The 12718-nt window shown below is 71.1% G+C and carries 10 protein-coding genes; all 10 read left to right on the top strand.

All coding sequences use genetic code 11. The features are described from left to right. Positions 1–83 precede the first annotated feature (83 nt). Positions 84–1448 (top strand): glutamine synthetase family protein, encoded by a 1365-nt coding sequence (locus ACFFGH_RS26175; RefSeq protein ID WP_386673856.1) that lies wholly within the window; start codon positions 84–86, stop codon positions 1446–1448. Further along, the gene (locus ACFFGH_RS26170; protein ID WP_386673854.1) at positions 1429–2193 is read left to right on the top strand and encodes a gamma-glutamyl-gamma-aminobutyrate hydrolase family protein; all 765 of its coding nucleotides are present in this window, start codon (positions 1429–1431) and stop codon (positions 2191–2193) included. Before ACFFGH_RS26175 ends, ACFFGH_RS26170 begins: the two co-directional genes overlap by 20 nt. After that, positions 2190–3548 carry an aldehyde dehydrogenase family protein gene (locus tag ACFFGH_RS26165; protein ID WP_386673852.1) on the top strand — a complete coding sequence of 453 codons (1359 nt, stop codon included), beginning with the start codon at positions 2190–2192 and terminating at the stop codon, positions 3546–3548. The genes ACFFGH_RS26170 and ACFFGH_RS26165 overlap by 4 nt, the downstream gene beginning before the upstream one ends. Before the next feature lie 52 nt (positions 3549–3600). Further along, positions 3601–4389: a 3-oxoacyl-ACP reductase gene (locus tag ACFFGH_RS26160; protein WP_386673850.1), complete on the top strand. Its 789-nt coding sequence runs from the start codon at positions 3601–3603 to the stop codon at positions 4387–4389. Between the two features lie 35 nt (positions 4390–4424). Beyond that, complete coding sequence (gene ilvD / locus ACFFGH_RS26155; RefSeq protein ID WP_386673848.1) at positions 4425–6134, top strand: dihydroxy-acid dehydratase; 1710 nt, start codon at positions 4425–4427, stop codon at positions 6132–6134. 139 nt (positions 6135–6273) lie between these two features. Next, positions 6274–6546, top strand: coding sequence for a hypothetical protein (locus ACFFGH_RS26150; RefSeq protein WP_386673846.1), 273 nt, complete (start codon positions 6274–6276; stop codon positions 6544–6546). Positions 6547–6569: 23 nt separating this feature from the next. Further along, complete coding sequence (locus tag ACFFGH_RS26145; RefSeq protein WP_386673844.1) at positions 6570–7211, top strand: alpha/beta hydrolase; 642 nt, start codon at positions 6570–6572, stop codon at positions 7209–7211. Positions 7212–7264: 53 nt separating this feature from the next. Continuing rightward, the gene (locus ACFFGH_RS26140) at positions 7265–7837 is read left to right on the top strand and encodes a TetR/AcrR family transcriptional regulator (RefSeq protein WP_386673842.1); all 573 of its coding nucleotides are present in this window, start codon (positions 7265–7267) and stop codon (positions 7835–7837) included. Positions 7838–7854: 17 nt separating this feature from the next. Beyond that, positions 7855–10749 (top strand): MMPL family transporter, encoded by a 2895-nt coding sequence (locus ACFFGH_RS26135; RefSeq protein ID WP_386673840.1) that lies wholly within the window; start codon positions 7855–7857, stop codon positions 10747–10749. After that, a complete protein-coding gene (locus ACFFGH_RS26130) occupies positions 10746–12635 on the top strand; it encodes a YhgE/Pip family protein (protein WP_386673838.1) in 1890 nt (629 codons plus the stop codon). Before ACFFGH_RS26135 ends, ACFFGH_RS26130 begins: the two co-directional genes overlap by 4 nt. The last annotated feature ends 83 nt before the right edge of the window (positions 12636–12718 follow it).

Here is a 12718-nt window from a genome sequence, read left to right as displayed (position 1 = left end):
AACGAGCTCGTAAAGCGGCCCCCACCACGGGTTTTCCCCCTGTGGTGTAATGGTGCGATTCGACCCCCACCGGAAGGAGCGCCGTGCACGTCCGATCCGGGAATCTCTCGCTCGACGAACTGCTCACCGCCATCGACGATCGCGAGATCGACACGGTGATCGTCGCCTTCACCGACATGCAGGGCCGCCTCGTCGGCAAGCGCGTCTCCGGACGGCTGTTCCAGGACGACGTCGCAGCACACGGCGCAGAGGCGTGCAACTACCTGCTCGCCGTCGACGTCGAGATGAACACCGTCGACGGGTACGCGATCTCCAGCTGGGAGCGCGGGTACGGCGACATGGTGCTGGTGCCGGACATGGGAACGCTCCGCCGGATCCCCTGGCTGCCAGGCAGCGCGCTCGTGCTCGCCGACCTGACCTGGCTTGACGGCGAGCCGGTGCGGCAGTCCCCGAGGCGGATCCTCGCCGATCAGGTCGAGCGTCTCGCCGGGCGCGGCCTCGTGCCGTATGCCGGAACCGAGCTCGAGTTCATGGTCTTCGACGACAGCTACCGGGACGCCTGGGCCAAGGGGTACACCGGGCTGACCCCCGCGAGCGACTACAACATCGACTACGCGCTGCTGGCCTCCACCCGGATGGAGCCCCTGCTTCGCGACATCCGGCTCGCCATGGAGGGCGCCGGGATGTACTGCGAAGGCGTGAAGGGGGAGTGCAACCTCGGTCAGCAGGAGATCGCCTTCCGCTACGACCACGCGCTCGCCACCTGCGACAACCACTCGATCTACAAGAACGGCGCGAAGGAGATCGCGGACCGGCACGGCAAATCGCTGACCTTCATGGCGAAGTTCAACGAGCGGGAGGGCAACAGCTGCCACATCCACCTCAGCGTGCGGGACGCCGAGGGCAACGCGGTGATGCCGGGCGACGGCGCACACGGCTTCTCGCCGCTGATGGAGCACTGGATCGCCGGGATCCTCGGCACGCTGCGCGAGTTCACCCTCCTCTACGCGCCGAACATCAACTCGTACAAGCGATTCGTCGATGGCAGCTTCGCGCCGACGGCCGTCGCGTGGGGCATGGACAACCGCACCTGCGCGGTGCGGGTCGTCGGACACGGCAAGAGCATGCGGCCCGAGCTCCGCGTGCCGGGTGGAGACGTCAACCAGTACCTCGCGACCGCCGCGATGATCGCCGGCGGGCTGCACGGCATCGAGCGGGAGCTGGAGCTGGAGCCGATGCTCGAGGGGAACGCCTACTCATCGTCGGTCGCGCGGGTGCCCACCACGCTGCGCGAAGCGGCCGAGCTGTTCGGCGCCTCGGAGGTGGCGCGGAGCGCCTTCGGCGACGACGTGGTGGAGCACTATCTGAACAACGCGCGTGTGGAACTGGCGGCATACGACGCCGCCGTCACCGACTGGGAGCGGATCCGTGGCTTCGAACGACTCTGACGCGCCGCGGCCGGTGATCGGCGTGACCACCTACCTCGAGCGGGCGAAGACCGGGGTCTGGGATGTGCCCGCCGCCTTCCTGCCGAAGGTCTACTTCGACGCCGTCACCCGAGCCGGTGGCATCGTCGTGCTGCTCCCCCCGCAGCCGGTGGGTCCCGGCATCGCCGAGCGGGTGCTGGATGGGCTGGACGGGCTGATCCTCACCGGCGGCAAGGATGTCGACCCGGCGCGCTACGGGCAGCACCCGCACCCGGCGACGGATGCACCCCGGACGGATCGCGACGAGTGGGAGGACGCGCTGCTGCGCGTCGCCCTCGAGCGGCGGGTGCCGTTCTTCGGCATCTGCCGCGGTCTTCAGGTGCTCAACGTCGCACTCGGCGGCACGCTCCACCAGCACCTGCCGGATGTGATCGGAAGCAGCCGCTACAACGCCGGCGGCGGGATCTTCACCAAGAACGAGGTGCGGCTGGAGCCGGCCACCCGGCTGGCATCGATCCTCGCCGGCCACGATCGGCTGAGCGTGCTCAGCTACCACCATCAGGCGATCGACCGTCTGGCCGATGGCCTCGTGGTGAGCGCAAGCGCCGACGACGGTGTCGTGCAGGCGGTCGAGCTCTCGTCGTCGCAGTTCGCGATCGCGGTGCAGTGGCACCCGGAGGAGAGCGCAGAGGATCTGCGGCTGTTCGACGCCCTGGTCGACGCGGCCCGCGTGCACGCGGACCGGCGGATCGGGGCGATCGCGTGAGCACCACCCTGATCAACCCGGCCGACGAGACGGTTCTCGGCACGGTCGACGCGTTCTCCGTCGAGCAGGCCGACGAGGCCATCGCGCGAGCCGCGGCGGCCCAGCGGAACTGGGCCGCCCTCGCGCCGGCCGAGCGCGGCGCAGCCCTGCGCCGCTTCGCCACGGCGGTCGACGGAGCGGTCGAGGAGCTCGCGCAGCTCGAGGTGCGCAACTCCGGTCATCCCATCGGCTCCGCGCGCTGGGAGGCGGGCCACGTCCGTGACGTGCTCAACTACTACGCCGCCGCGCCCGAGCGGCTGCTCGGCAAGCAGATCCCGGTGGCCGGCGGCATCGACGTCACCTTCCTGGAGCCGCTCGGTGTTGTCGGTGTCATCGTGCCGTGGAACTTCCCGATGACGATCGCGTCGTGGGGCTTCGCGCCGGCGCTCGCCGCCGGCAACGCCGTGGTGCTGAAGCCTGCCGAGTGGACCCCGCTCACCGCCATCCGGCTGGCGGAGCTGGGCCGGGAATCCGGCTTGCCGGAGCACCTGTTCCAGGTGCTGCCCGGCCGCGGCGCCGTGGTCGGCGAACGGTTCGTCACATCGGAGCTCGTGAAGAAGATCGTGTTCACCGGGTCGACCGCCGTCGGCAAGCGCGTGATGGCCGGCTGCGCGGCGCAGGTGAAGCCGGTGACGCTCGAGCTCGGCGGCAAGAGCGCCAACCTGGTCTTCGCGGATTCCGACCTGGAGCTCGCCGCGGCGACCGCGCCCTCCGCCGTGTTCGACAACGCGGGGCAGGACTGCTGCGCACGCAGCCGGATCCTGGTGGAGCGAAGCGTCTACGACCGCTTCCTCGAGCTGCTCGAACCGGCCGTGAAGGCGGTCCGGGTCGGGCAGCCGGCCGACGAGGCGACGGAGATGGGGCCGCTGGTGTCCCGCCGGCACTTCGACTCGGTGCAGTCCTTCCTCGACGAGGATGCCCGCATCGCGTTCCAGGGTTCGGCACCGGCGGGCCCCGGCTTCTGGATGCCGCCCACGGTGCTGCTGCCCGCATCACGGAGCGACCGCGTCGTCACCGAGGAGATCTTCGGGCCGGTCGTCTCGGTGCTTCCGTTCGACGACGAGGCCGACGCGATCGCGCTGGCCAACTCGTCGATCTACGGGCTCTCCGGCTCCATCTTCACGCGCGATCTCGGTCGCGCGCTCCGCGTCGCCCGGGCGGTCGAGAGCGGCAATCTCTCCGTGAACTCGCACTCGTCGGTGCGGTACAGCACGCCGTTCGGAGGATTCAAGCAGAGCGGACTCGGCCGGGAGCTCGGCCCGGACGCATCCGAGGCATTCACCGAGACCAAGAACGTCTTCTTCGCCTCGTCCTGACCGTCGGGCGGAGATCACCGAGAGGCCGTCTGCGGCCGGAAAGCGAGTCTGCATGGCCATCGAGCCCATCGATCTCACCCAGCGCCTGAAGGGGCGCGTCGCCGTGATCACCGGAGGCGGCAGCGGCATCGGACTCGCCACGGCCCGCCGGATGGCGGCCGAGGGCGCACGCATCGTCATCGGCGATGTCGGCGTCGAGGCCGGAGAGGCCGCCGCGGCGGAGGTCGGCGGGCGCTTCGTGCAGGTCGACGTCGCGGACCAGGGTCAGGTCGACGCCCTGTTCGACCGGGCCGCAGCGGAGCTCGGTTCGGTGGACATCGCCTTCAACAACGCCGGCATCTCGCCGCCCGACGACGACTCGATCGAGACCACAGAGCTCGACGCCTGGCAGCGGGTGCAGGACGTCAACCTGAAGAGTGTCTACCTCTGCTCCCGTGCGGCACTGCGCCACATGGTGCCGCAGGGGCGAGGCGCGATCATCAACACCGCATCGTTCGTCGCGGTGCTCGGGTCGGCCACGAGTCAGATCAGCTACACCGCATCGAAAGGCGGTGTCCTCGCGATGACGCGGGAGCTCGGCGTGCAGTTCGCCCGGCAGGGCATCCGGGTGAACGCGCTCTGCCCCGGCCCGGTGAACACGCCGCTCCTGAAGGAGCTGTTCGCGAAGGATCCGGAGCGCGCACAGCGGCGGCTCGTGCATGTGCCCGTGGGTCGCTTCGCGGAGCCGGAGGAACTGGCCGCCGCGGTGGCGTTCCTCGCCAGCGACGACGCCTCCTTCATCACCGCGTCCACGTTCCTGGTCGACGGGGGCATCAGCTCGGCGTACGTCACCCCGCTCTGATCCTGGCAGCGCTCGCGCGCGCCTAAACTCGTTGCATGCTCGACCGCAGCCGCTCCACGCACGACCACAAGCCCCGCTCCCGCACCGTCACCGACGGCATCGAGGCGACGACCTCGCGCGGCATGCTCCGCGCGGTCGGCATGGGCGACGGCGACTGGGACAAGGCGCAGATCGGCATCGCGAGCTCCTGGAACGAGATCACGCCCTGCAACCTGTCGCTGGCCCGCCTCGCGCAGGCGGCGAAGGAGGGCGTGCACGCCGGCGGCGGCTACCCGCTGCAGTTCGGCACCGTCTCCGTCTCGGACGGCATCTCCATGGGCCACGAGGGCATGCATTTCTCCCTGGTGAGCCGCGAGGTGATCGCGGACTCCGTGGAGACCGTGATGCAGGCGGAGCGGCTCGACGGCTCGGTGCTGCTCGCCGGCTGCGACAAGTCGATCCCCGGCATGCTGATGGCCGCCGCCCGGCTGGATCTCGCGTCGGTGTTCCTCTACGCCGGGTCGATCGCACCCGGCTGGGTGAAGCTCAGCGACGGCACCGAGAAGGACATCACGATCATCGACTCGTTCGAGGCGGTCGGGTCGGTGAAGGCCGGCATCATGAGCGAGGCCGACGCCAAGCGGATCGAGTGCGCGTTCGCGCCAGGCGAGGGCGCCTGCGGCGGCATGTACACCGCCAACACGATGGCGAGCGTCGCCGAGGCGCTCGGCCTCAGCCTTCCCGGCTCCGCATCGCCCGCATCCGCGGACCGCCGTCGGGACTACTACGCCCACCGCTCGGGCGAAGCCGTGGTGAATCTGCTGGAGAAGGGCATCACGGCGCGCGACATCCTCACCAGGGAGGCGTTCGAGAACGCCATCGCGGTCGCCATGGCGCTCGGCGGCTCCACCAACGTGGTGCTGCACCTGCTCGCGATCGCGCACGAGGCGGAGGTGGAGCTCACCCTCGACGACTTCAACCGCGTCGGATCGAAGGTGCCGCACCTCGGCGACCTGAAGCCGTTCGGCAAGTACGTCATGAACGACGTCGACCGCCACGGCGGCGTGCCGGTGCTGATGAAGGCGCTGCTGGACGCCGGGCTGCTGCACGGCGACGTGCTGACGGTGACCGGCAAGACGCTCGCGGAGAACCTCGCCGAGATCGATCCGGACCCGCTCGACGGGGAGGTGCTGCGCTCCCTCGACAACCCGATCCACGCTACGGGCGGTCTGACCATCCTGAGCGGCACGCTGGCGCCGGAGGGCGCGGTGGTGAAGACCGCAGGGTTCGACGCGGAGGTGTTCGAGGGTCCCGCGCGCGTGTTCGAGCGGGAGCGTGCCGCGATGGACGCCCTGACCAACGGCGAGATCGTCGCGGGGGACGTCGTCGTCATCCGCTACGAGGGGCCGAAGGGCGGTCCGGGGATGCGGGAGATGCTCGCCATCACCGCCGCCATCAAGGGCGCGGGTCTCGGCAAGGATGTGCTGCTGCTCACCGACGGTCGCTTCTCCGGTGGCACCACCGGCCTCTGCATCGGTCACATCGCGCCGGAGGCGGTGGACGCCGGACCGATCGCCTTCCTGCAGGACGGCGATTGCATCCGCGTCGACATCCCGAACCGGTCGCTCGACCTGCTGGTGAGTGAGGCGGAGCTCGCGGTCCGCAAGGTCGGATGGGCGCCGCTGCCCCCGCGGTACACGCGTGGCGTGCTGGCCAAGTACGCGAAGCTGGTGCGCTCCGCCGCCGAGGGCGCAGTCACCGGCTGACCCCGCTCAAAGTTCCCATTTCGGCTCATTGCACCCGCCGCGGCGGGCACATCGAGCCGAAACGGGAACACTTGCGCGGGATGACGACGCGCCGCGCGTCATGCCGCCGGATGTCGGTGGCGGAGAGGAGGCTGAGGGCATGTGGAAGCGGGACCGGACTCCGGTCGCATCGACAATGGCGACGACGCCGACGAAGCTGTTCGACGACGTGACGACCGCGCCGATGGAGATCCTGAGCGCCGAAGTGGCGAGGTCGCTCAGCATCCCGGCGCGGGACGCGGAAGACCTGCTGACGCTGGCATGCACAATCCTGCAGGAGCGGCCATCGAGGGTCGCCGTGCTGGAAGACGGGCGACTGTCCGAGGGCTCCGCGTGCTTTCTGGCGTGTGCGGCGGCCGAGCTCCAGGCCTGACTGCCGGTCGCTAGCCTGAGCGGGTGGACGCACCGACGCTCGACGCCGACGCCGTCGTCTGGAGCCGGCCGCCCGAAGGCCGTGCGGGACGACCGCTGCTGGTGCTGGTGCACGGGTTCGGTGGGCACGAGCATGACTTCGACCCGTTCCTCCCGCTGTTGCCGGACGACTACTCCATCGCGTCCGTGCGCGCCCCATTCGCACACAACCGGGGGTGGGCGTGGTACCCGCGGGTCCCGCGCACCTCCGAACTGACGTTCTCCGCGATCGCGAACCGGGCGGCGGATGCGCTGCTCGGCTGGGTGCGGGACCAGACCGGTCATCCCGCGGTCGACCTCCTCGGCTTCTCCCAGGGCGGATCGGTGGCGGTGCACGCCCTGCGCCGGGATCCGGCGGCGATCCGTGCGATCGTGACGCTGGCCGGCTTCCGGGCTCCCGGGCGGCAGGCGGGCGACGTCGAGCTCCGCGCGCACCCGCATCGGGCATTCTTCGGGCACGGCGGCCTTGACGACGTGATACCCCCGCAGGACGCCGATCGCCTCGAAGCCTGGCTTCGCCGGCACACCCTTCTGGACGCCCATCGCTACCCGGAGCTGGACCACTGGATGTCGGAGGCGCAGTTCACCGATGTGGGGGCCTTCCTGGCAAACGTCCGGGAGGACTAGCCGGCTGACCGATCGTGCAGTTTCCCGACCGATCGGTCAGGTATTGTCGTCCGGTGCCCAACAACACGTCCGCGGCAGAGCTGCGCCAGGTCGCGCTGAACCAATTCGCATCCGTCGGCTTTGCCGGCACCTCGCTCGCCCAGATCGCCGAGGCGGCGGGGCTGTCGAAGTCCAGCGTGCTGTATCACTACGCCTCCAAGGAGGCGCTGCTCGAGGCGGCCATCGGGCCTGCCGTCGACCGGATCGAGCAGCTCGTCGACCGTGTCCCTGCGGCCGGCGCGCCTGCCGAGGAGCGGAACCGATTCGTCGAGGACTTCATCGACTTCCTGCTGGAGCGCCGCCTCGAGGTGCACACGTTCATCAATCAGGGCCAGTCGCTGCGCGGTGTGCCGGTGATCGACCGCGCCAACGCCGCCGCCGAACGGCTCGGCCGGACCGTCACGAACGACCTGCCCAGCACGGTCGATCGGGTGCGGTTCGGGGTCGCCCTCGGTGGAGCGGCCTACATCCTCGCGGCGGGCTTCAACTGGGGCGAAGACGACGTGCCGGTCGAAGAGACCCGTGCCGCGCTGATCGAGGTCGTCTCCCAGTTGCTGGCCGCCATCGCGGCGCCGACGACCCGCTGACGGAAGGAGCACCTCCCATGGCTTCCCTGCTGCACCGGCTCGGCCTGTCCTCCTATCGCCGCCCCTGGCGGGTGCTCGTCGTGTGGCTGCTCGCGCTGGGCGCCCTGCTCAGGCTCGGCGTCGGACTCGGCGGCCAGATGCAGGAGTCGTTCGCGATCCCCGGCACCGAGTCGCAGAACGCCATCGACAAGCTCGAAGCCGTATTCCCGCAGACCTCGGGCGGCAGCGCACAGGTGGTGCAGCAGGCTCCGGAGGGCGAGTCGGTCGGCGACGATGATCATCGCGCGGCCATCGAGGAGCTGGCGGAGGATATCGAGGAGCTCGACGGGGTCGCCGCCGTCACCACGCCGTTCTCCGAGTACGCCACCGATTCGCTGTCTGACGACGGCCGCGTCGGGATCACCCAGGTGCAGTTCGACGAGGCATCCGACCAGGTCTCGGATGCGACGATCGCGGCGCTCGTCGGCACGGCGCCGACCGGCGAGGCATCGGGACTCCGGATCGAGTTCGGCGGTCAGGTGTTCCAGGACAACACTTTCGGCATCACGATCACCGAGGTTTTCGGCGTGCTCTTCGCCGGGGTGGTGCTCGTGATCACCTTCGGCTCGCTGCTGGCCGCAGGCCTTCCGCTGCTCTCTGCCCTGGTCGGGGTGGGGCTCGCGATGGGCGGAATCCTGTCGGTCGCCGCATTCGCCACCGTGTCGAACACCGCCCCGATGCTGGCGCTGATGATCGGCCTGGCGGTCGGCATCGACTACTCCCTCTTCATCCTCTCCCGGCATCGCACCCAGCTCGCGCTGGGGACCGATCCGGCGGAGTCCGCCGCGACGTCGGTCGCCACAGCCGGCAGCGCCGTGGTGTTCGCGGGCCTCACCGTGATCATCGCGCTGCTCGGGCTGCTCGTCGTCGGCATCCCCTTCCTCTCCGTGATGGGGGTCGCCGCCGCAGCCGCCGTGCTCATCGCGGTGGTCGCCGCCGTCACGCTCCTCCCGGCGATGCTCGGCCTCGCCGGCACCCGGCTCGCGCCGAAGCCAGGGTCGCGCACCCACCGGCGCGCGCTCGCCACCGCCGGCGTCGCAGAAGCGGGGACGCACGGCCACGCGCCGACGCCGTCGCTCGGCATGCGCTGGGTTGGGCTCATCCTGAAGGCGCCGATCGTCGCGGTGCTCGCCGTCGTCGCACTGCTCGGAAGCCTGCTCATTCCGGCGCTTCAGCTGCAGCTCAGCCTCCCCGACAACGGATCCGAGCCCGCGGGAAGCACGCAGCGTGAGGCGTACGACCTCGTCTCCGAGGCGTTCGGCCCCGGCCGCAACGGGCCGCTGGTCGTGCTGGTTGACATCACGCAGACCACCGACATATTCGGCGACCTCGGGCGGGTTGCGGACGAGCTCCGCGACCTCGACGACGTCCGCGCCGTGAGCGACGGGCTGCCGAACCAGACCGTCGACACCGCCGTGATCCAGGTGATCCCGGGAAGCGCGCCGGACTCCGCCGAGACCACCGCGCTGGTGGAGCGGATCCGCGACCTGGCGCCGGAGATCGAGGACCGCTACGGCCTGCCCATCTCCGTCGCCGGCACCACGGCCGTGATGATCGACATCTCCACGACGCTCGGCAACGCACTGCTCCCGTTCGGCGCGATCGTCGTCGGACTCTCCGTGCTGCTGCTCATGATGGTGTTCCGCTCGCTGTTCGTGCCGGTCAAGGCGGCGCTCGGGTTCCTGCTCTCGGTGATCGGCTCCTTCGGTGTGGTCGTGCTCGTGTTCCAGCAGGGTCTCTTCGCCGACCTGCTGCATGTCGAGCCGGGGCCGATCCTCAGCTTCCTGCCGATCCTGCTCATGGCCGTCCTGTTCGGCCTGGCGATGGACTACGAGGTGTTCCTCGTCAGCGGGATGCGGGAGGAGTATGTCCGCACCGGCGACGCGCAGCAGGCGGTCCGCTCCGGATTCGCGCACGCGGCACGCGTCGTGACGGCGGCGGCGCTCATCATGTTCTTCGTCTTCTTCGCGTTCGTGCCGGAGGGCTCCGGTGCGATCAAGCCGATCGCGCTGGCGCTCGCCGTCGGCATCGCGTTCGACGCGTTCCTCGTGCGGATGACGCTCGTCCCGGCCGCGATGGCCCTCGCCGGGCGCACCGCGTGGTACCTGCCGGCCTGGCTCGGGCGCATCCTGCCGAATGTCGACATCGAGGGTGAGGGGCTCGCCGAGCGCCGGCACGGCGAGGACTGGGCCGAGACCCAGCGGGGGTTCGCCGTGAGTGCGGAGGGCCTGCGCGCACGCAGCGGCGGGATCCCGCTCGACCTCAGGGTGCCCGCCGGGACGCTCGCCGTGCTGTCGGGTGAGCCCGCCGAGCGGCGGGCGGTCCTCGCCGCCGTCGCTGGGCGGCTGGAGCCGGCAGGAGGCCGCCTGCAGGTGCTCGGCGTGCCAGCCCCGGGAGATGCCGGCGGCATCCGTCGTCTGGTGACGCTCGCCACCCTCTCCGGTGCCGAACCCGGCGGGACGCTCGCCGGCCTGCTGCGCGACCGGGTCGGCATCTCCGACCCGTGGCACCGCATCGGCGGCGGCGCCCGCAGGGCGCAGGCGTGGCTGGACCGGGCGGATCGCGCCCTCGCCGCTCGCGGTCGCCCGACCCTCGACCCGGACACCGCCCCCGAGGCGCTCGCGCCGCTCGAGCGCGCCGTGTTCGAGGCAGCGCTCGCCGCAGCATCCGGAGCCCCGGTGCTCGCCCTCGACGCACCCGACGTCGCCCACGACAGCGCGGCCGATCTCCTCGCCGCAGTCAGCGACACGGTCCCGTCCTCGGTGACCGTGCTGCTCGGCGTGCCGGACGACCTCCGGCTCCGCTCGCTTCCCGCGCCCGTCGCGCGCGACATCGTTCCGATCGACCTCACCCCGAAGGTGCTCTCCCGATGACCTCCATCCAGCAGATCCCGACCCGCACCCGCCGCACGGCGCTCCTCACCGCCGTCGTGCTGGCCGTGCCGCTCGCCGTCGCCGGGTTGTTCGCCGGCTCCCTCACCGACGCGAGCGCCGGGAAGGCGACGGTGCCCGCGGCGATCGTCAACAACGACGAGCTGGTCGAGCAGCGGAACGAGGACGGCACCACCACGCCGGTGCTCGCAGGGCGCCTGCTCGTCACCGAGCTGACCTCCGGGGATGCCGGCGCAGGCGTCGAGTGGCAGATCACCAACGAGGAGAAGGCGCAGCAGGCGCTCGAGCGCGGCGACGTCTACGCGGTGCTCACCATCCCGGAGGACTTCTCCGAGTCGGTCGTGTCCCTGTCGACCGAAGACCCGAAGCAGGCGGGCCTCACCGTGGAGACCGACGACACGCACGGCTATCTGGCGGGTCAGATCACCGACGCCGCCGGGGAGGGGCTCGCCGCGGTGTTCGGCGACCAGCTGTCCGAGCAGTTCATCGCGGGCCTCTTCTCCGGCTTCGGCACGTTGGGCTCGTCCCTGGGCGACGCAGCCGACGGCGCCGCCCAGCTCGCGGAGGGCACCCGGGAGCTCGGCGCGGGGCTCGACGAGCTCACCGAGGGTGCCCGGTCGGCTGCCGCTGGCGCGGAATCCTCGGCCGCGGGGGCTGAGCAGCTCGCGGGCGGCGTGCGGCAGTACACCGGCGGCGTGGACCAGCTGAGCGCCGGCCTCGCGAGGCTCCGGGACTCCTCGGCCGGCCTGCAGTCGCTGCCGCAAGGGGCCCGGGACTACACGGATGGCGTGGCACAGTCGTCGGCGGGCCTCGATCAAGTGTTGGCGAGTCCGGGGATGGCGGCGCTCGACCCGCAGACCAGGGCGGCGCTCGAGCAGGTCGCCGGTGGGCTGAGGCAGCTCAGCGAAAGCGGGGAGGGGCTCGTGACCGGCGCGGAGGGTGCGGCGCAGGTGCAGAGCGCCATTGCGGAGACCGCGGGGGGAGCGGCGCAGCTGGCCGGCGGATCGGTGGGGCTGGTTTCCGGCGCGGATTCTTTCGCCGGGGGCCTGGACTCGCTCGCGGGCGGACTGGACACCCTGGCCGGCGGCGCCGCGGGCGCGGCGGAGGGCGCCGACGAGCTCGCCGACGGCGGTGACGAGCTGGCCGATGGGCTCTCGGCAGGTGCCGCTCAGGTGCCGGAGTACAGCGAATCCGAGGTGGACCGGATCGCGGGTGTCGCGTCGGCGCCGATCGGCCTCGCCGGCTCCCGCCTGCGGCAGCTGGACAGCCTGGCGCAGGCGATGTCCTCCCTTCTGGTTCCCGCGGGATTGTGGCTCGGCGCGCTGGCGATCTTCCTGGCCTTCGCCGGGCCCGCCCGCCGGCTGCTCGCCTCATCCGTCTCCACAGGCCGGATCACGCTGCACGCGTTCGGCCGGGCCGCGCTCCTCGCCGTCGTCCAGGCGCTGCCGCTCGTCGTGCTGCTGCATGTGGCGCTTGGCGTCGAGCCGGCGCTGCTGCCCGCCACGTTCGGGTTCTCCCTCCTGATCGCGGTGTCGTTCACCGCCATCCACCTCGGTCTCGTCACGGCGTTCGGGCGCGGCGGACTGATTCTGTCCGTCGTGCTGCTGGCGCTCCAGCTCACCTCGGTCGGCGGGCTCTACCCGATCGAGGTCGTGTCCGCTCCGTTCCAGGCGATCAGCCCGGTGCTGCCACTCACCGGCGCTGTCGCGGGCATGCAGGCGATCCTCACCGGGGCGGGAGCCGGCGCGGTCGTCGGCGGCGCGCTGCAGCTCACCGGATACGCCGTGGCCGCGCTCGCCGTCGCGGCGCTCATCACATCACGGCGGCGCAGCGCCAGGGCGCTGGACCTGGTGCCGGTCGCCCGTTGAACCCGGTGGCCTCTCGAAACCACGAACACCGCACGGGTGGTCTCCGGAAGCGCCCTGGAGGGCGCTCGTCGACCACCGGGACT

Source organism: Lysobacter korlensis (assembly GCF_042434515.1).
Note: the sequence above shows the minus strand (reverse complement) of the source record. Positions and strands in the feature narration are given on the sequence as shown.